The following is a 22,119-nucleotide window of genomic DNA, read 5'->3' as shown; positions in this document are numbered from 1 at the left end:
GAAGAGCGACAGCGATTCGATGATGACTTATCGCAAGGAGAGAGACCGAAATCTGCTAGGCGCTGGCCGCTGGAGCTGGATGCAGAAATCAATCTTCCGTCATCCACACACTAAGACTTTATAATTTACTAAACAACAAGAAAAAAGGCTGAAGCTGGATAATAGTCCAGCTCAGCCTTTTTTCTTGTGTATGACCGGTGAAATTTCCTATTCCCTTTTGCCAGCCTTATCAGTAAAATAAGGTCTATGCCAAAGGAAAAATTGTTTAGCATTCTCCCTTTGTGTTAAATCTACAATATAGTCATTTACGAACAACAGGAATCAGCCAAAATAAGTACTATGGAAAGGATATTCATACAATGAAGTTAGGTGCCCGTATTTTTAAGACCGGGATTGCAATTGTACTTGCCCTGCTGGCAGCAGACTTGCTCAACTTCCCAAATCCGGTTTTCGCCGGGATTGCTGCAGTTTTTGCTGTACAGCCGACCATTTACCGCTCTTATCTTACAATTATTGAACAGATTCAGGCCAATCTGATCGGCGCTATTCTGGCTGTTCTGCTTGTACTCTTATTTGGCCATAATATATTGGTCATCGGACTGGCTGCCATTATTGCCATTCTGATCATTTTAAAACTAAAGATTGAAAACACGATTGGACTCGCTCTTGTTACCCTGATAGCGATAATGGAAGCACCTCAAGATGACTTCATCCAGTTCTCTTTGATCAGGTTTTCCACTATTATGACAGGCGTGTTCGCTTCTTTCGTCGTCAACTTGATTTTCATTCCGCCGAAATATGAAACTAAGCTGTACCATAAGATTGAAGACATCACTGAAGAAATTTTAAAATGGATTCGCTTGAGCAACAGACATTCATCTGAGTTCCATCTATTAAAGAAAGATTTTGAGAAAATCAGAGAAAGATTGACGAAGAGTGAACAGCTCTACCTTTTATATAAGGAAGAACGGAATTATTTAAAAAGCAGTGACGTGGCAAAAAGCAGAAAGCTCGTGATCTACAGGCAAATGATTTCTGCTGCCAGGAGGAGTTTCGAAATTCTTAAACGCCTGAACCGTTATGAGAACGAAATCAATCATCTTCCTGAACAAATGAGGAGCTTGATAACAGAACAGCTCGACTGTCTGTTGACCTATCATGAACAGCAGCTTCTCCGCTTCATTGGAAAGATGCATACTGTCACCGACAGTGAATACACCAATACGGTTTGTTTAAACAGAAAAGAAATGATGAACCACTTTATGGAGGAGATTAATAAGTCCTACAATGAAAGTGACATCAATACATTCCACATTCTGCATATCTTCTCTGCCATCTTTGAATACGATGAACAGCTTGAGCATCTGGATACACTCATTACAAGCTTCCAATCCTATCACAAGGATGAAAACGAAGTAACCGTCAAAGAAGTGGAAGAAAGATAACAAAAAGGATGCCTCTTTGGGCATCCTTTTTTAGTTCTTCATTTTTGGATCAAGAGCATCCCTCAGGCCGTCACCCATGAGATTGAACCCTAATACTGTTAACATGATGGCCAATCCCGGAAAGATCATAGTCCAAGGTGCATCGAGCATATATTGGCGGGCATCTGACAGCATTTTCCCCCATTCAGGATCTGGAGCCTGCGCACCGAGTCCAAGGAATCCAAGTGCTGCTGCTTCAATGATGGCTGTAGCAATCGCCAATGTTCCCTGGACGATAATGGGTGCCATACTGTTTGGAAGGACATGGCTGAATAGAATCCGCATATCACTCATCCCAATCGCCTTTGCCGCCATTACATATTCTTCTTGTTTAACACTGAGAACCCGTGATCTTATCAGGCGTCCAAAGTTAGGTACATTGATAATGGCGATGGCAATCAGGGCATTTCTTAGTGACGGCCCCAATGCAGCCACTACCGCGATTGCCAGAAGGATACTAGGGAACGCGAGCAAAATATCAAAGATCCTTGAGATGATGGTATCGACCCATCTGCCGTAATATCCCGCCACAATGCCCAATAAACTTCCCACTACAGCTGAACCAACCACTGCGAAAAATCCTACCGAGAGTGAGATTCTTGCGCCATGAATGATTCGTGATAAGATATCACGGCCAAAGTCATCTGTCCCCAGCCAGTGATCAGCTGAAGGAGCCTGAAGCCTGATATCCATATTCTGCTCATTAATCCCCTGGGGGGCGATAAGCGGGCCTGTCAGGGCAAGAAGGACAAAGAATAGAACAATCGAGAGCCCTACCAGAGCTGTTTTATTTTTACGAAAGCTTTTCCATGCTTCTTTCCACGGAGATATCGTTTCTTCTGCTGCTTTTTGTTTTATTTCACCTGTGTTTGGTGCCAGTTCTGCCATATCGGACACCTCTCTTTAATTGTATTTGATTCGCGGATCGACTGCTGCGTACAGAAGATCGACAATGAGATTGATCGTTACAAAGATGGTCGCTACAACCAGGATTCCGGACTGGATAACTGGATAATCCCGATAACTGATAGCATCATAGATATACCTGCCGATTCCCGGCCACCCGAAGATGGTTTCCGTCAATATCGCTCCGCCAAGCAAAAGCCCCATCTGCAGACCGATAACCGTCAATACAGGGATGACCGCATTCTTCAAGGAATGCTTATAAACAACAAGGAACATCTTTAATCCTTTTGCTCTTGCTGTACGGATGTAATCCGATCTCATCACTTCCAGCATGCTTGAACGTGTCATCCTTGCAATGATTGCCATAGGGATTGTCGCGAGCGCTAATCCTGGAAGGATTAAATGCTGTATGACGGCACCCAGCTTATTGAATTCCCCTTGAATCAGCGTATCAAGGATATATAGGTTTGTAATGGCATCGACTGGATTCCGGATATTCTCCCGGCCCGTTGTAGGCAGGATGTCCAATTGAATGCCGAAAATCCACTGCCCCATCAAGCCAAGCCAGAAAATCGGCACAGAAACACCAATCAAGGCCAGGATCATCGCTGTATAATCAAACCATGAATTCTGGAACCACGCACTGATGATTCCTGCATTCACACCTATGACTACTGCTATAATGATCGCTACTATAGCCAATTCGAAAGTAGCTGCAAGGTATGGCCAGATTTCACTGGCAACCGCAGATTTGGTTCTGATGGATTCACCCAAATCACCTTGGAAAAGGCCGGCTAAGTATTCGAAGTACTGCACATACCATGGATTGTCCAATCCAAGCTGTGCTCTTAATGCTGACACAGCTTCCTTGGTCGCCTGCTGTCCAAGAATGGTTTGAGCAGGATCCCCAGGGATTGCCCTGATAATCATGAAAACGATAAACGTCATTCCTAATAGTACAGGGATAAGCTGCAATAATCTGCGAATCGTATATTGAAACATTGTTGGTCACCTCTTTTAGTAAGGATCTTTTTCCTGCTGCCCCATACTTGATGTGGGTTTGATGACCGTGATGGTTTTCATCCCATCTAATCCGGCAAACCCATCCAATATGTACAAAAGGGAGAAATCTGAGAAATCCCCCCTTTTGTTATTGCTTATTCGATTTCTACGCCGCTCAACAAGTCAGATCCAGTTGGATGCGGTTTGAAATTCTTGATTTTCGAGCTTCCAGCCAATAGCGGAGTAGAGTGCGCTAAAGGTACCCAAGGAGCGTCTTCATGGATGATTTCCTGAGCCTGTTTATAAAGCTCTGCACGTTTGTCTTCGTCTACCTCGGACTGTGCTTCGATCAGAACTTCATGTAGCTCGTCGCTGCTGTAATAAGAGTAGTTGTTGCTTCCGATATTGTCCTTATCAAGAAGAGTGTAAAGGAAGTTATCGGCATCACCGTTATCCCCTGTCCAGCCAAGAAGGAATGCATCCGCTTCACCTTTGCTTGCTTTATCCAGGTATGTTGCCCACTCAAATGATACGATTTCTGCTTTTACACCAATCTTTGCAAAGTCTGCCTGGATTGCTTCTGCCACTTTTTGACCATCAGGCATGTACGGACGAGGAACAGGCATTGCCCACAGTTCCATTTCAAATCCATCAGGGTATCCTGCTTCCGCAAGAAGTTCTTTTGCTTTATCAAGGTCAAATTCATACGGTTCAATATCATCGTTGTATCCGTTGATTACCGGCGGCATCGGGTTCTTGGCCGGATCAGCTTTACCTTCGAAGAAAGCATCGATGATGGCCTGTTTGTTTACAGCATGGTTAAGTGCCTGGCGCACTTTAGGGTTGTTGAATGGTTCCCTTGTGGAAGTTAACCCTAAGTAACCTACGTTTAATGATGGACGTTCAAATAATTGCAGTCCTTCTTCAGAAGTGACCTTTTCAGCGTCACTTGGGTTGATACCATCTGCCAAATCAATTTCACCTGAAATTAGTGCATTCAAACGTGCAGAGTTTTCAGGAATAGATTTGAAGATGATTTGATCAAGTTTTGGCAGGTCTTCTTGCCAATAGTCTTCATTTTTCTCAAGGACGATTTTGTCATTTTCTTTCCACTCAACAAATTTGAATGGACCTGTACCGGCATCTGTAGGCTGTTTCGCAAACTTGTCACCAAGCTTTTCGACAGCTTCAGGGCTGGCAATCGAGAACGGGCTCATTGCAAGGTTCTTCAAGAAAGGTGCTTGAGGGCGTTTCAATGTGAATTGTACTGTTCCCTCATCGACAGCCTTAACTTCTTTGATTACATGTCCTTCATCCGCTTTGAATCCGCCAAACATGGATCCATAGTATGGGAATTCATCAGCAGTACCATTCATCCAGCGCTCGAAGTTGAACACTACAGCATCAGCATTAAAGTCTGTTCCGTCTTGGAATTTGACTCCATCCTGAAGTGTGAATGTGTAAGTAAGGCCATCTTCAGAGACTTCCCATTCTTTTGCAAGGCCAGGGTTGATCTCTGTGTCCTGCTCTCCGAATTTCACAAGAGTTTCAAAAATGTTTTTTGTTACTTTGAATGACTCCCCATCAGTGACAGTGATCGGATCCAGTCCGACTGAGTCACCGCCGCGTCCAAAAATCAACGTTTTGGAAGCAGAGTCACCAGATGACTCATCACCTCCGCAGCCGTAAAGAGCGGTAGAAACTGCCATAAGAAGTACTAAAAGTACTGCCCAGCTCCTTTTCTTCAAATAAATCCCCTCCAAAAAATTTTTTTATATGCTTACGTCACTTGTTGTCTTCGTAAAGATGACAAGCAACATAATGCCCTGGTAAATGTTCCTGGAATTCAGGTGTCTTGCTTTTACAAATATCCATTGCATGCGGACATCTTGTATGGAAAGCGCAGCCTGCCGGCGGATTTGAAGGACTCGGGATATCCCCTTGCAAAAGGATGGTTTCCCTTTCAAATGCCGGGTCAGGTATCGGCACAGCTGACAATAGAGCCTGGGTGTATGGGTGAAGCGGCTTCTCATAGAGATTTTCACTTTCACTCAGCTCTACCATTCTTCCTAAATACATGACACCCACTCTATCACTTATATGCCTGACCACCCCTAAATCATGAGCGATAAATATATAGGTGAGATCAAACTCTTCCTGCAGCTCCTTCATCAAGTTAAGGACCTGGGCTTGAATCGAAACATCCAATGCCGAAACCGGCTCATCGGCAATGATCAGCTTCGGCTGGGTCATCAAGGCCCTTGCAATTCCTATTCTCTGCCTTTGGCCGCCGCTGAACTGGTGAGGATACCTTTTTGCGTGATAGCTGCTCAAGCCGACAATTTCAAGCAGTTCATGGACTTTCTTCTTCCTTTCCTTAGCCGATCCGATCCCATGGACAATGAGCGGCTCTTCCAGGATTTTTTCAACAGTATGTCTTGGATTCAGTGAAGCATAGGGATCCTGAAAGACCATCTGGATATCCCTGCGGATTTTCCTCATTTCCGCCTTTGATAGACTTGTAAGCTCTTTATCTTCAAAAGTAACCTTGCCTTCAGAAGGATCTATCAGTCTCATTAACATTCTTCCGGTTGTCGACTTTCCGCAGCCGCTTTCCCCGACGATTCCAAGAGTCTCCCCTTTTTTCACCTGAAACGAAACGCCGTCAACTGCTTTCACATGGTTGACTGGCCGTCCGAGGATTCCGCCTGTAATGGGAAAATGCTTTTTAAGTCCTTCAACCTTTAACAGCGGTTCTGTCATGAGCCCTCTCCTCCTTGCTGTCATATAAAAAACATCTGCTTGTATGGCCTGGTGCCGTCTCATAAAGCTCAGGAGTTTCACTTAGGCAGCGGTCGAAAGCATATTCACACCGAGCCGCAAACCGGCATCCATGCTTGATGGAGCCTGGCTTCGGGACACTTCCCGGAATTGAGTAAAGCTTTTGCTTTTTATACCGCATGTCCGGGACTGACTGGATAAGTCCCTTTGTATACGGATGCTGCGGATCGTTGAAAATATCTTCAACAGTCCCTTCCTCTACGACTTTTCCTGAGTACATTACGATCAGCCTTTCACACGTTTCAGCGACTACACCCAGGTCATGTGTGATGAGGATTACAGCTGTGTTCATTTCTTTATTCAACTGCTTCATCAATTTCAGGATTTGCGCTTGGATTGTCACATCCAATGCGGTTGTCGGTTCATCGGCAATCAATACCTTCGGATCGCATGCCATGGCCATGGCAATCATGACCCTCTGCCTCATTCCCCCTGACAGCTGATGAGGATACTCATCCAGTAATTCTTCAGCTCTTGGCAGGCCTACAAGCTGCATGATTCGGACTGCATCCTTCCTCGCCTCTGCTTTGCTGCTCTTTTTATGTATCCGGATTGCTTCGGTCAACTGATTGCCAATCGTAAAAACAGGATTTAATGATGTCATTGGCTCCTGAAAGATCATGGCTATATCATTTCCCCGAATCTCTCTCATTCTTTTTTCAGTAGCTTTTGTTAAATCTTCATCCCTGAACAGGATTTTTCCGCCTGTCACTTTTCCCGGCGGACTAGGTACCAATCCCATAATGGAAAGGGATGTAACACTTTTCCCGCAGCCGGATTCGCCGACAATCCCCAATATTTCCCCTTCATTCACATGGAAATTAACTTGATCTACCGCCGGAACTTCTCCGTCATCTGTAAAAAAGGTGGTTTGAAGCTCTTCCACTTTTAAAATAGGAGTATTTGCTGACAATTCTATAACCCCCTAGGTAAGACTATTTAAAATTTTATAACATTTCTGAATTCTCTTGTTCTTATTATACATAGCCGCTCAAAAGAATCAATAGGAAATATCCAATTAGTAGATAGAATGACATTCTATGGGAATTTCCTCCTAGAACCAAACCCTTGATTTACGGGTGTTTTTTTAAATACAACGAATACTTTTTCAGACGGGTGATGGCAGCCAAAGATTTTTAGACAAAACATGCGAAATTTCGGCATGAAACCATAAAAAAAGAAGTTGAATCGATATTGATTCAACTCCTTTAATACCTTTATAAAGAGATTTTTTCAAAGGGCTCTCTATCTTTTTTTCCAATTTGAAAAAGAATTTAATTTAGTTCAAAAGGATTACCATGATTCTTACGTACTATTGGTCGAGCTGCTGAACCTGGAACAGCTTATGGTAGTGTCCCTGTTTTTCCATCAACTCAGAATGGGTGCCCATCTCCGCAACTTCCCCGTATTCAATATGAATGATACGGTCCGCATGCGTAATGGTGGACAGCCTGTGAGCTACAATAAAGGTAGTCCGGTCCTTTGCCAGTTTCTCCATTGCTTCCTGGATAAGGTGTTCACTTTCCAAGTCCAAGGCAGAAGTCGCTTCATCCAGGATAAGGATCGGCGGATTCTTAAGGAATACCCTCGCGATGGCAACCCTCTGCTTCTGACCTCCGGAAAGTTTAACCCCGCGTTCACCTACTTTGGTATCGTAGCCCTCCGGCAGGCTCATGATAAAGTCATGTGCATTGGCAGCTTTGGCTGCAGCAATGACCTCTTCATCAGATGCTTCCGGGTTTCCAAACAAGATATTCTCCTTAACGGATTCACTGAACAAGATATTATCCTGAAGAACCATTCCGATATTATTGCGGAGACTTCTCACCTGGTAGTCCTTAATGTTTTTTCCATCAAGAGTGATTTTCCCGCGTGTGACATCATAGAACCGGGGAATGAGGCTGACAAGTGAAGACTTTCCGCCTCCGCTCATCCCGACGAGGGCAACTGTTTCTCCAGCCGGGATCTTTAAATTGATGTCACGCAGTACTTCTTCATCCTCAGCATTGTACTGAAAATGTACACCGTCAAAGATTATTTCCCCTTTAACATTTTTACATTCAACCGCCCCAGGCTCATCATCGACATCATATTTTTCATCCATGAATTCAAATACCCTGTCCATGGAAGCGATGGACTGAGTCAGCGTAGTCGAAGAGTTGACAAGCCTTCTAAGTGGATTGTAGAGTCGATCGACATAAGCAATGAATGCCGCCATGACACCTATAGTGAGATTTCCGTTGATTACCTGCAGCCCTGCATACCCGATGACGATCAGCGGTGCGATATCCGTAATCGTGTTAACGACGGCAAATGCCTTTGCATTCCAGCTCGTTTGTATTAAAGCTTTATCCAGGAAATGGCTGTTATGTCCCCTGAATTGATTTTGTTCATGATCTTCCATAGCAAAGCTTTTGATTACGGACATGCCCTGCACCCTCTCGTGAAGGTAGCTTTGCACTTCTGCAAGAGCCTGCGACCGGTCCCTGGTAAGTTTGCGCAGATTGCCGAAAAAATACTTCACTGAAATGGCGTAAAACGGAAAGGCGATCAGCGACACCAGCGTCAACCCTACATCGTATGTAAACATAATCCCGAGAGCAATGATGATTGTCGCGACATCAAGCCACAGGTTCATCAAGCCTGTAATTACAAAATTCTTCGTCTGTTCGACATCATTGATCACCCGTGAAATGACCTCTCCGGCTCTTGTATTGGAATAATATTTAAAGCTCAGCTTTTGAGTATGGCTGAACAGCTTATCCCTCAAATCATAAAGTATCTTGCTGCCTGTCCATTGAGCGAAATATTGTCTGTAATATTCCACTGGCGGACGGACAATGACGAAGATAAAGATCATGACACCCATGATCATTAAAAGCTTATCCGTCTTCTCCCCGCTTGATAGAGTATCGCTTCCGACGATATCATCTATGACATATTGAATTAAGATTGGAATCAGCAAAGGTATGGCAAACTTAATGATTCCGATTAATAGTGTTCCGATTATCTGCAATTTGTATGGCCGTACAAACTGCATAAAGCGTTTTATGCTATCCATCCATTCATCCTCCTCCCGGTATTTTTCCCTTTGAGAACAATAAAAAACCTGTTGATTCAAGCCCAACAGGTTTCCTGCAGCATTCAGAATATTTAACCGGCCAATGAAGCTTTCTTATTTTCTGTGATAAAGAAACCTTTCATACCAGACATCAATGAAATCCGGAGCGAATGGACCTTTCCGCTGCCTGATCCAGCGAACAAGCTTGTCCACATTCCTTTTTAAAATATGGTCAATGACATCCGGATATCCCATCTGTTTTCTGTGCTGCTCATACTCGTCCTCATCAAGCAGAGTATAGGTCATATCTGGAAACACTTTAATATCCAGGTCATAATCTATATATTTCAGTGCTTCATGATCATAAACAAAAGGTGAACTCAGATTACAATAATAATAAATTCCATCTTCCCGAATCATGCAAATGATATTAAACCAAAGCTCTGCATGAAAATAACAGATGGCTGGTTCACGGGTAATCCATGTTCTTCCGTCCGATTCGGTTACCATCGTCCGGTCGTTTCCCCCGATAACAAGATTTCTCGTTCCTTTTAATACTGTCAGTTCGTTCCATACACGATGGATCTTGCCATCGTGCTTATAGCTATGTATTTGTATTGGTTGCCCTTCACTGGGAACCGCCATCAGTCTCCCCTGCCTTCCTGCAGAATATTCCGCTAATCTCTTAAGTCTATTCTATTATTATAACGTTTTGAGAATAATTTTAAAACAAAAGAGCCATTGTTTTTGGCAATGGCTCTTTCTTTGGGGGTGAAATTCGTCAAAGTAAGACTTTTTCTTCCGAATATATTTGGATGACTTCATTTGTTTGATCCTGAAAGATTTGCTGAATCTCCTTTAACTCTTCTTTCATTGTGGTGATTTCTTTTGTGATTGAATCGAGCTTGGATTGCTGCTGTAATTCAGCGAGCTCCTTTTCGATTTCTTGGCAGCGCTCTATTTCTGATTGAAGAAAAAGGAGTTTATCCATGGTTTTCAACTGATCCGTAATAAGCTTGTTAAATTGAGACAACACAAACACCCGCTTTCTCAGTAGTTCTCCTTAATTAGATTCCCTGTCTTTATGTAAATCCCTTTGACTAGTTATGTCGCTTAAAGGGTTTGTTTGTCGGCGGGTATTTTTTTGCTCAATACAACGAAATTTCTAGAAACTTATAAGTCTTTAGATGCCGCCCGTACTTCTTACCGACTTTCTTGGTGACTCTAGAAGGGCTTTAAACGACTTTTTCCCCTCACGATCCACTCTCTTCGGGTCTCTAGAAGCACTTTAGACGACTTTTTCCCTCACGATCCACTCTCTTCGGGTCTCTAGAAGGGCTTTAGACGACTTTTTGCTGTCTACCATCCTTTTCAAAACACAAAAAAGCACCCTGTTCCCAGCAGGGTGCTTCCTCAAACTAATTAGCGTTGGTTTTTGCCTTTGTTAGCTTGAGATTGAGCGTTTTGATTTCTTACTTCTTGAACGTCTGTCTCAGAAGCAAACTCAGCACCGTATTGGCCAGCTTGTCCTTGAGATTGAGCGTTTTGTTGTTTAACGTGTTGTACGTTAGTACCAGATTGAGTTTGGTTGCGTTTTGCCATTGTAATCACCTCCACGAATGTTAATTTAACCAAGGAGGAGAATTACTATTCCAAAAAAGTTTATAAAAAGTCGGTTTTTTTGAAGCCTTTTTGAACCCGCTTTAAACCAATAATGAGCGGCCGCCATCTACAATGATTGTCTGGCCGCGGATCATAGATGCGTCATCGGATACAAGGAACATAACAGCATTCACCAGGTCTTCGATTTCCACCATTCTGCCGGCCGGCGTTTTGGTACGCGCATCTTCCAGCAATTCTTCCCGGTTAGGGAAATGAGTCAGGGCATCTGTATCGATCGCTCCGCCTGAAACCGCGTTGACCACGATATTTTCTTTTGAAAGTTCCACAGCCAAGTAACGGGTCAATGCCTCCACAGCCGCTTTCGATACGCCGACAGTCGTATAGTTATCCAGATAACGGATGGATCCTAAAGAGCTGATGCTGACAATTTTGCCTCCTGTTTCCTTATCCATTAATTTGGCAGCTTCCTGTGCACAGAACAAAAGGGCTTTGCTGTTGATATTCATCGTCCAATCCCAGTGGGACTCTTCCAGTTCCATCGCTGGCCTTAACACGCCTGAGGCCGCATTGTTGATGAATACATCCAGCCTGCCAAATTCTTCTTTGATTGTCTGGAACATCCCTTTAATTTTTTCAACGTCACCGACATTCGCTCTGACGATCAGAGCTTTCCTGCCGAGCTTCTCAATTTCTTCTGCAGTCTCCAATGCAGCTTTTTTGCTTCTTGCATAGTTTACAACAATGTCATAGCCTGCTTCGGCAAGCCTTAAAGCCAGTGCCTTGCCGACTCCCCGGCTGCTCCCTGTTACTAGTGCTACTTTATTTGTCATTTAACATTACCTCTTTCCTGATAATTTTCATTTTGGCCTTTGGTGGCATAATCAATAATGTTTACAGAGAAACTATAACCAATTATGCGAAGGAGGATACTCAGTATGTATGTTGGCAGAGATATGACAGAGCTATCGATGGTACCGAAAACGGAATGGGACAAGAGTGAGCTGGCTTTTTTTCACCACTCCCTTCAACAAATGGTTCCCTATCTGAATGCCGAAGGGCAGACAATCCATAGGGAGATCGTTGAGGAAATAGAAAGCCGCGGCGGCCTTAAACGGAATGAAGCTGACGCCAGCCACGGGACCAAAGTTACTTATGATTGATAAAATGAAGCTGCCTTGACATCATTCTGCAAGGCAGCTCTCTTTATAGCTTTTCCAGATTTTCTGGTGCGAAACAGGAAAGGCAAATTGAGCCAGCTCTTCCTCATCAACAAGTCTTAATTTCTCTGAAATGCCGCTGCTGTCTTTGACATGTCCGACATACACATCGATATTCCATACTAAGTGGGAAAAAACATGCTCAATTTTCGTCAAAAGACCGTTGTCGATATTTGCCTCTACATTATATTCCATCTGCAGATACTCTTCCAACTGTTTCCTTTGGGAACCAAATGAATCAAGTTCAAAGTTCGGAAATTCCCATAGGTTGGCAAGCAGCCCTTTTGATGAGCGCTTATGGATAAGGAGTTTTCCTTCTTCCGTCCGTAACACTACGGCTCCCATCGCCAGCTTTTTAACACTCTTCTTTTTCGTTTTAATAGGCAGCGTATTCTGGTGCCCTTCATGGAATGCCCCGCAATGTTCCCTGACAGGGCATAACAGACATTTGGGCGAAGTCGGGGTGCAGATCAGGGCACCCAGTTCCATCAATGCCTGGTTAAAATAAGATGGATTTTCATGTGATATGAGTTTCCGTACTGCTTCTTCAAATACTTTTCTGGATGAAGGCTTGGCTATATCTTCCCAGATCGTCAGGATCCGCGACAGTACCCGCATGACATTTCCATCTACAGCCGGCTCCGGTATTCCGTAGGCAATACTTAAAATCGCCCCTGCGGTATATGGTCCGACCCCTTTTAACTTTGAGATTTCCTTGGGTTCCGAAGGCACTACACCTCCATAGGTGTCGCGCACCTCTTTAACAGCCGATTGGAGATTCCTGGCCCGGGAATAATAGCCAAGCCCTTCCCAGGCTTTCAGCACTTCTTCTTCATCTGCCGAGGCAAGTGCTTCAATTGTAGGGAACTTATTGATAAAATTAAGAAAATAAGGGATTACGGTATCCACTCTGGTCTGCTGAAGCATGATTTCAGATACCCAGACCTTATAGGGATTGCTGTCTTCTCTCCAGGGAAGCTCTCTCTGCTCAGCGGTAAACCAATCGAGCAGGTCTTTCCTGAATGTCTCTATGTCAATTTCTTCTATATGTGTTAAAGGATTACTCTCCACTTTTGTACCTCCAAGATGTTAAACCTTCACTTATTGAGGGAATATAATACTAACGAATAAGGTTCTTTTAAAAATATGAACTGAATCAACCATGTTTTAATGCAAAGCAGTCCATTTGGTTCAGGCCGCCCGATATGCAGTCATCCAGCATGCCGAACAATAGGTGGTGACGGGACTTCCTCAGCTTCTTCAATGCATGATAATGGGATTCCGTCGGAAGTGTGATCACTTCTATAAAGTTAGTCTGGCTTCCGGGAGAAGGCATCCAGCGGATATCAACCGCATCATAGGATTTCAGGGTTTCGAGGATGTTCTTCATCAGCTGCTGGTATTGTTCAATGGACGATTCTTTGATTTCATACTGAATATACATCTGAAGTGAATGATTCATTGAAATAATCTCCTTTTATACCATATCATTTTCGTCTATGAATACAAGACCATATGATTGGAATTATGACTAAAAAATTTCAGGTAAAACCTTTTTAAAGGAGGATTAACCTTGGATACTGGTACACATATAGTAATGGGGTTTGCTATAGGCGGATTGGCCACACTCGATCCTGTAGTGGCTGAAAGCGCGGCGACCTCGCAAAGTGTTTTGATCGGTGCCATCATCGGGTCGCAAATTCCCGATATTGATACCGTACTTAAATTAAGAAATAATGCCGTATATATCCGGAATCACCGGGGGATCACACACTCCATCCCGGCTGTTCTGATATGGCCGCTGCTTATATTAGCTGTTCTTTATCCATTTTATCCAGATGCTAACCTGCTTCACTTATGGATTTGGACGTTTCTCGCCGTTTTCCTCCATGTATTTGTCGACATATTCAACGCCTATGGAACCCAGGCAATAAGGCCGTTTTCGTCGAAATGGGTCGCATTGGGAGTAATCAATACCTTTGATCCGATTATTTTCGGCATTCATGTCGTCGGGTTAATCTTTTGGGGATTCGGCTTTGAACCAGGACCGACTTTCCTGTTCATGTACATGATTATCATCTTATATTACATTTTGAGATTCTTTGTGCAGAATGCGGTTAAGTCCGCAGTACGGAAGAAAATCCCTGATGCTGAGAAGATCATCGTCTCTTCCACAATGCGTTTTTACCAATGGAGACTGGCAATCATCACAAAAGAATTCTTCTATGTAGCACGTGCTTATGGCAGTTCCATCACTTTCTTTGAAAAATATAAACGTATTCCCGTTCCGGATAACCAAGTCATCAATGCAGCCAAGAAAGATAAAAACCTGTCTGCTTTCCTCTCCTTCTCACCTGTGTACAGATGGGAAATTGAGGACTTTGAAGATGATGGCTATGAGGTAAGGTTTATTGATTTACGCTACCGCAGCAACGGACACTATCCTTTTGTCGCTGTCGTAAAGCTCAATGATGAGTTAGAAATTGAAAGCTCCTATACAGGATGGATCTATAGTGAAGAAAAATTGAGGAAGAAGCTCGAGGTCATTCCTGACTAGCCATAATAAAAGGTGCCGCTAACCACGGCACCTTTTTTAATGGCTGATATCATTGTCATCTTCAAGCATATGACTGTACTTTGGATTTCCGGCAGCAAACTCATGCAGCCTCCCTCCATAACTGTCGATCCATTGCTTCACTAAACGGCTTGTCATCTCTTTACCGAGGTATTCCCCGCGTGCTTTGGCGTAAGTGGTTTCAAAATCTTCCCATAATAATTCCACCCAGGTCCTCGCTCTTGCATACGATAAACGTTCATTTTTCTGCAGTAATTCATTCGTCAAATCTTCATGAAAAGTATCCATATATATTATCCTCCATTCCCAATATTTTTAATGATAACTGTTTCGATTAAGCTCCATACTATAAGTACGCAATCAGCAGATTCCAATGGCGGATTTGCTTTTTGCGAGGTAACCATCATTTATTCTTGGGAGGAATATTATGCGCAATAAAGAAAGAGGCTTTCCTAACCAGAATAACAACAAATTTGAAGGTGAACCACGGGCGAAGCCGGAGTATGCTTCCAAACGGGCTGACGGCACCATCAATACTCATCCCCAGGAACGCATGGCTGCATCCAACCAGCGTGAAAACGATTCAATTTAAGTTCTCGAGTGAAAGCCAATTTAAGGAGGCGGTTGTTTTGGGTATGGGCAAAAAGAACAACTCAAATCATTTTGATAAAAATTATGTGAGTCCTTTCAACCAGGCTTTTTACAATGCCAAACACGCGCACTCACAGGCTAATGGACATACCATTCAAACTCAAGACTTGATCATACTGGAAAGACAGACCCGAAAAAGATCCTAATATAATAAATGGAAACAAGGCTGCTCTATATGCTCCTTGTTTCCATTTTTATTATTTCTTCTGATTCAGCATAGAAATCGGCAGTGCTTCTTCCTGGCCCGATCCACCAAGACGGTATCCCCAGGCAAATACACCATTCATATAGTCTATCTTGAAAAAGACACCGGGATCTCCTTCAATTCCATATATGTCTCCAGCCTTGAAATCTTTAGGGTTCAGAAGGTAAGCTTGTGCCATCAGGGCTTTTCTTTCGAGAACGGCAAATTCATTTACCATTCCGAGTTGTTCGGCTTTTCTGGCCTTCTCTTTCAACTGGGCAATCTCTTGTTTCAATTCATACTCGCTCAGTTCACTGTATCTGGTTTCTTTGTCCACAATGATCACTCCATTCTCCTTTATTATAGGAAAAATGTTAGGATAAATAAAGTTTGGTTTATTATGGCTTCTGGAGGAAAAAATACTAATTAGTGCAGGAAGATTGCCAGGCCAATAAAAAATCTATATAGGACCTCTCGTGAAAAATTGGGACATCATTTAGGCTTGGTGACTGATATGATGTCCTCAATCAAGGGCTTTGGGGACATCATTTAGGCTTGGTGACTGATATGATGTCCTCAATCAAGGGCTTTGGGGACATCATTTAGGCTTGGTGACTGATATGATGTCCTCAATCAAGGACTTTGGGGACATCATTTAGGCTTGGTGACTGATATGATGTCCTCAATCAAGGACTTTGGAGACATCAATTAGGCTTGGTGACTGATATGATGTCCTCATTAAGGGGCTTTGGGAACATCAACGGGCTTGCTGACTGCGATGATGCCCTTAAAACGGTTTTATTCGTACATCAAACTAAAAAAAACTGAAAATGATGCTCTATCCACACGATTACAGTGGTGAACCTTTAAGAAATTTTTGAAACAGCTTAAAGAATCTCTATAAAAAAGATATAGGAGGAATACATATGAAAACAGCAGTTATTTCAGGTGGGGGCTCCGGCCTTGGAAGAGAGCTCGCAAAAGTCTACAGCAATGACGGATATCATATTTTGCTCCTTGGGAGGACTGAGGAAAAACTTCAGTCAGTGAAAGAGGAAATTATTACTGACGGGGGCACCGCCTCCTACATGACAGTGGATATTGCCTCTTCTGAAGAAGTGCAGAAAGTAAGCAAAGCAATTCAGGAAAAACATGATGTTCAGCTTCTGATCAATAATGCCGGTGTCGGAATCTTCGGCCCCTTCCTTCATACTTCCTTTGAAGAAATGGACCATATGCTTTCTGTCAATTTTTCAGGGACAGTGTATTTAACGAAAGCCCTGCTGCCTGGAATGGTTTCCAAAGACTCCGGTACAATCATCAATATCATCTCTACTGCCGGCCTGCGCGGAAAGAAGAATGAATCCTATTACGCCGCCAGTAAATTCGCCTTAAGGGGCTTTGCAGAGAGCCTGCAAAAGGAATTTGAAGATACAGGCATCGAAATCATCAATGCTTATATGGGCGGAATGAATACACCGTTCTGGGATGAGTCGGAACATGTTAAAGACCCAAGCAGGCTGCGTTCTCCACGCGAAATTGCTGACATCATTTATGACGAAAGCAAAACCTCAACTGACATCATCATTGAGGCAAAAAAATAAGAGTACTTTTATACGTTAAAGCGCTAAGGGGGACTGTCCCTCTTAGCGCTTTAACGTATTGACGCATTTTACTCTTCTTCTTTCAACCTTTCGATGGCTCCCTCGATTTCTTCAATCGAAAAACCTTTTCGGTATAAATTCTGTTTCATCTTCATTTCATAGTCATAGCCGGTGAATTTTGACTTCAAACGGTTATGGGCTTTTTTGGCATGAACAAGGACGGCTTCCAGTTTTTCATCTTCTGATTTTTCATTGTCTGTTTCTTCCCAGGCAAGTTGGATGATGGAAAAAGGATACCCCTTCCGAGCCAGGTTCTGCTCTATTTTTTGCTTTGCCACAACAGCGGAATCCTTTTTATACTTTTTAAACAGCTTGTCCGTCAATGCCATCGCTTTCTCTAATTGAATCTCCTTGGTAAAGGCTCCAAGTGCATCATCGATAAATGCCTTATCCACTCCTTTAGAAGCAAGCTCTCTTTCAACCGCTCCCGGGCCTTTGTCCGACGTGTTGATCTGGGTATTCACAAAAGCTTGAGCAAACTCATGGTCATTCAGGTACTTATATTTTTTTAATTTATCGATAGCTTCCGCAGCCACTGCATCTCCAAGCTCTTTTTTCTTAAGGTAGTCCGAAACTTCTTTCTCTGTTCTCATCCTGAACGACAGATAATGGATCGCCAGGTTGAAAGCTTTTCGAATATCGTCTTCATACCCTATTTCAGCAATCGCCAGCTCATCAATTTCTTTTCCTTTGCCCAACTGGAACCTGGCGAGTATTTCTTCATCGATACTGAAAGAATATTCACCATCAATGAAGATATTATATCTTTCTTCATTCTTTACTTGTTTGGTTATCTTCGTAATGACTCCCATGTTTAACACCTCTCTATTAATGTAACACATCCAAAATGTTTTTTATTATCTGGGAGGGTAAAATAAAAACAAAGCAGAAATTAAGGAGGTATAAAGATGAAAGCGGTCATATCAGGTGGAACAGGATTTGTCGGGAATGCTTTAACAGAAGAACTGCTTGCCGGCGGATATGAAGTTTCCATTTTAACCAGAAACCCCGACAAACATGAAAACCGGGATCATGTCTCGTACATTAAGTGGTTGTCTGATGGAGCACATCCTGAAAACAAGCTTGAAGGCAGTGATATTTTCATCAACCTTGCCGGCGAATCCATCAACAGCGGCCGCTGGACGGATGAACGAAAGAAAAGGATATTAAAGAGCCGTGTTGACGCCACAAGGGAAATGATCAGGATTGTTGAAAATCTTGAACGGAAGCCTTCAGTTTTCATCAATGCCAGTGCAATCGGGATTTATGAATCCTCCAAGTCAAAGACGCATACAGAAAACTCATTGGATACGAGCTCGGACTTTCTTGCCGAAACGGTAAAAAGATGGGAAGCGGAAGCAAGCAGAGCCAAAGATTCCGGGGTGCGGACGGCTTTTACCCGATTCGGAATCATCCTGGGGAAAGAGGAAGGCGCACTTCCAAAGATGGCCCTTCCCTATAAGCTTTTTGCCGGCGGTACTGTGGGATCCGGGGAACAGTGGATGTCCTGGGTCCATATTCAAGATGTTGCAAAAGCGATCCGCTTCGTCATTGAGACGAATCACATAGACGGTCCGGTCAATGTGACATCCCCCAATCCAGTCACGATGAAGGAGCTTGGAAAGACATTGGGAGATGTATTGAACCGCCCCCATTGGATACCGGCACCAGCCTTCGCAATAAAAGCAGCTTTGGGTGAAATGAGCACTTTAATCCTTGAAGGCCAGAAAGTAATCCCTTCTGTATTGTTGGAAAATGGCTACACATTTAAATATCCTCAATTAAAAGAAGCACTGACGGCAATTTATCGACAGTAAAGTATGATTTCTCAAATGATAGGAAAAAATAGGTATATACTCATTTGAGAAAGGATGATCCCTGTGGAGAAAAAGCGTAAAGAAAAAACAAAATCAGCACTGTCTTCAATGCAAGAGGTAACGTATTCCCGTGAGTTTAAACGTGCGGACAGAGCCGGCGGATTCACTCAGAAGAAACATTAAAATTATTCGGAAAGAGCGGTATCAAAAAATACCTCTTTTAAAATCCTCTTTACGGCTAATACTAAAGGAGCGAAAACATTTTCCGTTTTCGCTCCTTTATCTTTATTTTGAAAGGGGACGGTCGTAATGGGCAGAGCACACGGACATAAAACACGTGATAAAAACAAAAATAAACTTCCTCAGGTTCCAAAAAACATGAAATCTGACGGTATTGATGAGGAGTTCTCCCGAGAACTTGCTGATCAAGCGGATATGGAAGCACAAGCTCGTGCAAATGCGGCTAACCAGCGCCAAAGGGTGGCAAACCGGAATAAACGATAAAAAACTGATAAGATGGTCCTGGTTATAAAGGACCATCTTATCCACAACTACATACAAAATCTGTTAATTAACTGTTGATAATAATCCACAGACCATTGTGGATATTGTTAATAACTTTCTGAATATTAGTAATATTAACAATAATAATGTGAATAAATCTGTTTATAAACACTTTAGCATATTAACGCACCGGGGGACTGTCCCCCGGTGCGTTAATATGCTAAAGCGAAAAGGAGCCGCTTATTTCAGCAGCTCCTTTATATTATTTATTTTTTTAATACAAGCTTCGCAACGCTCTCTACATGCGCGGTTTGCGGGAACATGTCCACTGGCTGGATATATTCCACTTCATATGACTTGCTTAGTGTTTTCAAATCTTTTGCAAGTGTAGAGGGGTTGCAGGATACATAAATGAATGTTTTCGGCTTTACTTTCAGGATCGTATTCAAGAAGCTCGGTTCACATCCTGTACGAGGCGGATCCACGACGACAACATCCGGCCTCCAGCCTTCAGCCTTCCATTTCGGGAGCCATTCCTCGGCTGTTCCCACTTCATATACTGCATTTTCCATTCCGAACTTCCTGCTGTTTTTCCTGGCATTTTCAATTCCTGCTTTTACAACATCCATGCCGCGGATTTCTTTCGCTCCGCTTGCAAGCCACATCCCAATTGTACCGACGCCGCAGTATGCATCGACCAGTTTCTCGTGACCTGTCAATGCTGCTGCATCCCGGACTTCATTATAGAGATTGATTGTCTGGGTTGGATTCAACTGGAAGAAGGCCCGTGCAGACAGTTCATAAGAAAACTTATCAAGCCGCTCGACGATGGATTCTGTTCCATACAGGTGAATTGTTTCATTACCGAATATTAGGGATGTCGACTTCGGGTTAATATTTTGCGCAACCGATTTGACTTCAGGAAGGCGTTTGTTGATATCCGATACAATCATATCTTTCCGTGGTAGTTCTTTTCCGACTGTCACCAGGACAACCTGAATTTCGCCAGTGGTCACTCCCACTCGGACTACAACGGTTTTAACGATTCCTTTTTTGGTTCTTTCATTATAGATGGGAACCTTGAAGTCACTCAATATTCTTTTTACTTCGTTGGTCACTTTATTCGTTGAAGGATGCTGCACGATGCACTCCGGAATATCAACGAGTTTATGGGAATTCAGGCTGTACAGGCCGGAAATGATCTTTCCATCCCGAAAGCCAAGCTGAAACTGGCTCTTATTCCGGTAAAACCAAGGTTCCACCATGCCGATCATTGGTTTGACTTCGAGCTTTTCCAAGTCGAATTTGGTGTGGCGCTCCAGTGCCTGCATAAGGATATCCCTTTTCTCAACAAGCTGCTGCTCATAGCTTAAATGCTGAAGCTGGCAGCCTCCGCACTGCTCATAGACAGGACATGGCGGTTTGGTGCGGTGCTCCGACCTTTTTCTTACTTTTTTTACTCGTCCCTCGGCAAACTTAGGATGTACTTTAACCGCTTCGACAACAACCTCTTCCCCCGGCAGCGCCCCGGGAACAAACACAACCTGCCGCTTAAAGTAGCCTACACCTTCGCCATTTATTCCAAGCCTTTTAATCGTCAGCGGGAATTGCTGTTTTTCTTTTATCTTTACTGTTTTATCATTCTTCACTGTTTCACTTCCTATTTTCAATACTTCTCCATAAATATAATGATGCATAGCTCAAATATGGATCCCAAGCTGCGCTCATTTCATCAATTTCATCCAGGCTGGGCTTTCTGTCCATGCCATACAATTGCTTCAGGGCATTCTGGATCCCGATATCTGTCTTTGGGAAAAGATTCAATCTGCCAAGGGCAAACATCAAGTAATTTTCAGCCGTCCAGGGACCTATCCCTCTTAGCTTGACCAATTCTTTTATAATCTCTTCATCCGATTTTCCCTCAAGCTCCTCAAGTTTTAATCGTCCTTCGGCAATCTCCTTTGAAACACCGATGACATACTCCGCTTTCCTCTGGCTGAACTGCATCTCTCTAAGTTCACTTATATCCACCTTGGCAATTTCAGAAGGCCTGGGATAAAACCAGACACCATCTTTGTTTCTCCCGTATTTATGGACAAACCTTTGCGTAAGCGTATGGGCAAATGCCAGATTGAGCTGCTGATGGATTATGCTTTTCATCAGTGTGGCATAGGGGCTGAACTCAAGGACGATGGGTGTTCCCGAATGTTCCTCAAATATATCCTTAAGATCTGTTTCTAAGAAATGCTGGTGGATACCCTGAAGAGTGCCTTCCCACTGAAATACCCTTTTTAGATAGTCTATTCTGATATTTTCCTTATCTTCCGTCTCCATTTTTACCAAAAAAGAAGGACTTTCGGTTGTTCCAGTTGCAGTGACCGTCAAAACCTCATCCTCTTCCCCATAAAAAGGAACCTTAACTGTCCGGCTGTCCATATCCACAGCATTCAATGGATCCAGGGACAGCCTGTCCAATACCAAATCAAAATTATAAGGAGGTAAAACCGTAATCGCTGCTTCTCTCATAACATCCTCACTTTTACAAACGTTTATGAGTATTATATCACTTCGGCCTAAGGGCATAAACGAA

At 43.2% G+C, this 22,119-nt stretch carries 26 protein-coding genes; 9 read left to right on the top strand and 17 right to left on the bottom strand.

The genetic code is table 11. The features are described from left to right. The first annotated feature begins 359 nt into the window (after positions 1-359). Positions 360-1,445, top strand: coding sequence for an FUSC family protein (locus ACOJQI_RS05075; RefSeq protein ID WP_421383947.1), 1,086 nt, complete (start codon positions 360-362; stop codon positions 1,443-1,445). Positions 1,446-1,475: 30 nt separating this feature from the next. Here the strand turns inward: ACOJQI_RS05075 and nikC are convergent, their stop codons facing one another. The 10 genes from nikC to fabL form a co-directional block, all read right to left on the bottom strand. Beyond that, on the bottom strand, positions 1,476-2,372 hold the full coding sequence (gene nikC, locus ACOJQI_RS05070) for a nickel transporter permease (RefSeq protein WP_421383946.1): 897 nt from the start codon (positions 2,370-2,372) through the stop codon (positions 1,476-1,478). 15 nt (positions 2,373-2,387) lie between these two features. Then, positions 2,388-3,392, bottom strand: coding sequence for an ABC transporter permease (locus ACOJQI_RS05065; protein WP_421383945.1), 1,005 nt, complete (start codon positions 3,390-3,392; stop codon positions 2,388-2,390). Between the two features lie 155 nt (positions 3,393-3,547). Then, positions 3,548-5,101 carry an ABC transporter substrate-binding protein gene (locus ACOJQI_RS05060; protein WP_421385396.1) on the bottom strand — a complete coding sequence of 518 codons (1,554 nt, stop codon included), beginning with the start codon at positions 5,099-5,101 and terminating at the stop codon, positions 3,548-3,550. A gap of 76 nt (positions 5,102-5,177) precedes the next feature. Further along, entirely contained in the window at positions 5,178-6,155 is a 978-nt protein-coding gene (locus tag ACOJQI_RS05055) for an ABC transporter ATP-binding protein (protein ID WP_421383944.1), read from the bottom strand. After that, a complete protein-coding gene (locus ACOJQI_RS05050) occupies positions 6,130-7,146 on the bottom strand; it encodes an ABC transporter ATP-binding protein (RefSeq protein WP_421383943.1) in 1,017 nt (338 codons plus the stop codon). Before ACOJQI_RS05050 ends, ACOJQI_RS05055 begins: the two co-directional genes overlap by 26 nt. Positions 7,147-7,545: 399 nt before the next feature. After that, positions 7,546-9,294 carry an ABC transporter ATP-binding protein gene (locus tag ACOJQI_RS05045; protein ID WP_421383942.1) on the bottom strand — a complete coding sequence of 583 codons (1,749 nt, stop codon included), beginning with the start codon at positions 9,292-9,294 and terminating at the stop codon, positions 7,546-7,548. Between the two features lie 114 nt (positions 9,295-9,408). Then, entirely contained in the window at positions 9,409-9,939 is a 531-nt protein-coding gene (locus ACOJQI_RS05040) for a nucleoside tri-diphosphate phosphatase (protein WP_113929686.1), read from the bottom strand. Between the two features lie 136 nt (positions 9,940-10,075). Then, positions 10,076-10,327 carry a YgaB family protein gene (locus ACOJQI_RS05035; protein WP_421383941.1) on the bottom strand — a complete coding sequence of 84 codons (252 nt, stop codon included), beginning with the start codon at positions 10,325-10,327 and terminating at the stop codon, positions 10,076-10,078. A gap of 389 nt (positions 10,328-10,716) precedes the next feature. After that, entirely contained in the window at positions 10,717-10,896 is a 180-nt protein-coding gene (locus ACOJQI_RS05030; RefSeq protein WP_421383940.1) for a gamma-type small acid-soluble spore protein, read from the bottom strand. Positions 10,897-10,997: 101 nt separating this feature from the next. Beyond that, positions 10,998-11,747 (bottom strand): enoyl-[acyl-carrier-protein] reductase FabL, encoded by a 750-nt coding sequence (gene fabL / locus ACOJQI_RS05025; protein ID WP_421383939.1) that lies wholly within the window; start codon positions 11,745-11,747, stop codon positions 10,998-11,000. A 105-nt stretch (positions 11,748-11,852) separates the two neighbouring features. On the opposite strand from fabL, the gene ACOJQI_RS05020 reads away from it, so the two are divergent. Continuing rightward, the gene (locus ACOJQI_RS05020) at positions 11,853-12,077 is read left to right on the top strand and encodes a hypothetical protein (RefSeq protein WP_421383938.1); all 225 of its coding nucleotides are present in this window, start codon (positions 11,853-11,855) and stop codon (positions 12,075-12,077) included. Positions 12,078-12,098: 21 nt separating this feature from the next. On the opposite strand, the gene mutY is transcribed toward ACOJQI_RS05020, so the two are convergent. Together mutY and ACOJQI_RS05010 are read right to left on the bottom strand one after the other, a co-directional pair. After that, positions 12,099-13,205, bottom strand: a complete 1,107-nt coding sequence (gene mutY / locus ACOJQI_RS05015; RefSeq protein WP_421383937.1) for an A/G-specific adenine glycosylase — start codon at positions 13,203-13,205, stop codon at positions 12,099-12,101. An 85-nt stretch (positions 13,206-13,290) separates the two neighbouring features. Further along, the gene (locus ACOJQI_RS05010; RefSeq protein WP_421383936.1) at positions 13,291-13,596 is read right to left on the bottom strand and encodes a hypothetical protein; all 306 of its coding nucleotides are present in this window, start codon (positions 13,594-13,596) and stop codon (positions 13,291-13,293) included. 111 nt (positions 13,597-13,707) lie between these two features. Between ACOJQI_RS05010 and ACOJQI_RS05005 the strand changes: the two genes are divergently transcribed. Beyond that, a complete protein-coding gene (locus ACOJQI_RS05005; RefSeq protein ID WP_421383935.1) occupies positions 13,708-14,691 on the top strand; it encodes a metal-dependent hydrolase in 984 nt (327 codons plus the stop codon). Between the two features lie 36 nt (positions 14,692-14,727). Here ACOJQI_RS05005 and ACOJQI_RS05000 read toward each other — a convergent pair whose 3' ends face one another. Then, positions 14,728-14,997 carry a YfhJ family protein gene (locus tag ACOJQI_RS05000; RefSeq protein WP_421383934.1) on the bottom strand — a complete coding sequence of 90 codons (270 nt, stop codon included), beginning with the start codon at positions 14,995-14,997 and terminating at the stop codon, positions 14,728-14,730. A 139-nt stretch (positions 14,998-15,136) separates the two neighbouring features. Between ACOJQI_RS05000 and ACOJQI_RS04995 the strand changes: the two genes are divergently transcribed. Continuing rightward, positions 15,137-15,301, top strand: coding sequence for a small, acid-soluble spore protein K (locus tag ACOJQI_RS04995; protein WP_113929677.1), 165 nt, complete (start codon positions 15,137-15,139; stop codon positions 15,299-15,301). Positions 15,302-15,344: 43 nt separating this feature from the next. Continuing rightward, positions 15,345-15,506 carry a YpzG family protein gene (locus ACOJQI_RS04990; protein ID WP_119547620.1) on the top strand — a complete coding sequence of 54 codons (162 nt, stop codon included), beginning with the start codon at positions 15,345-15,347 and terminating at the stop codon, positions 15,504-15,506. A 51-nt stretch (positions 15,507-15,557) separates the two neighbouring features. Here the strand turns inward: ACOJQI_RS04990 and ACOJQI_RS04985 are convergent, their stop codons facing one another. Then, positions 15,558-15,881: a YfhH family protein gene (locus ACOJQI_RS04985; protein WP_421385395.1), complete on the bottom strand. Its 324-nt coding sequence runs from the start codon at positions 15,879-15,881 to the stop codon at positions 15,558-15,560. 589 nt (positions 15,882-16,470) lie between these two features. Here ACOJQI_RS04985 and ACOJQI_RS04980 point away from each other — a divergent pair. Further along, positions 16,471-17,148 (top strand): SDR family NAD(P)-dependent oxidoreductase, encoded by a 678-nt coding sequence (locus ACOJQI_RS04980; RefSeq protein ID WP_421383933.1) that lies wholly within the window; start codon positions 16,471-16,473, stop codon positions 17,146-17,148. Between the two features lie 68 nt (positions 17,149-17,216). Here the strand turns inward: ACOJQI_RS04980 and recX are convergent, their stop codons facing one another. Further along, on the bottom strand, positions 17,217-18,020 hold the full coding sequence (recX, locus tag ACOJQI_RS04975) for a recombination regulator RecX (RefSeq protein WP_421383932.1): 804 nt from the start codon (positions 18,018-18,020) through the stop codon (positions 17,217-17,219). A gap of 96 nt (positions 18,021-18,116) precedes the next feature. Here recX and ACOJQI_RS04970 point away from each other — a divergent pair, with 96 nt between their 5' ends. The 3 genes from ACOJQI_RS04970 (at position 18,117) to ACOJQI_RS04960 (ending at position 19,529) form a co-directional block, all read left to right on the top strand. Then, the gene (locus ACOJQI_RS04970; RefSeq protein ID WP_421383931.1) at positions 18,117-19,025 is read left to right on the top strand and encodes a TIGR01777 family oxidoreductase; all 909 of its coding nucleotides are present in this window, start codon (positions 18,117-18,119) and stop codon (positions 19,023-19,025) included. Between the two features lie 54 nt (positions 19,026-19,079). Next, positions 19,080-19,208: a YfhE family protein gene (locus ACOJQI_RS04965; protein WP_421383930.1), complete on the top strand. Its 129-nt coding sequence runs from the start codon at positions 19,080-19,082 to the stop codon at positions 19,206-19,208. Positions 19,209-19,334: 126 nt separating this feature from the next. Then, complete coding sequence (locus tag ACOJQI_RS04960) at positions 19,335-19,529, top strand: YfhD family protein (RefSeq protein ID WP_421383929.1); 195 nt, start codon at positions 19,335-19,337, stop codon at positions 19,527-19,529. A 266-nt stretch (positions 19,530-19,795) separates the two neighbouring features. Here ACOJQI_RS04960 and rlmD read toward each other — a convergent pair whose 3' ends face one another. Together rlmD and ACOJQI_RS04950 are read right to left on the bottom strand one after the other, a co-directional pair. Beyond that, positions 19,796-21,226: a 23S rRNA (uracil(1939)-C(5))-methyltransferase RlmD gene (gene rlmD, locus ACOJQI_RS04955; protein WP_421383928.1), complete on the bottom strand. Its 1,431-nt coding sequence runs from the start codon at positions 21,224-21,226 to the stop codon at positions 19,796-19,798. Continuing rightward, positions 21,183-22,055 (bottom strand): DNA-3-methyladenine glycosylase family protein, encoded by an 873-nt coding sequence (locus tag ACOJQI_RS04950; protein WP_421383927.1) that lies wholly within the window; start codon positions 22,053-22,055, stop codon positions 21,183-21,185. Before ACOJQI_RS04950 ends, rlmD begins: the two co-directional genes overlap by 44 nt. Positions 22,056-22,119: the final 64 nt, after the last annotated feature.

Source organism: Bacillus salacetis, assembly GCF_049177075.1.
Taxonomy (GTDB): Bacteria; Bacillota; Bacilli; order Bacillales; family Bacillaceae_B; genus Rossellomorea; species Rossellomorea salacetis_A.
This window is presented reverse-complemented; position numbering and strand designations above follow the sequence as displayed.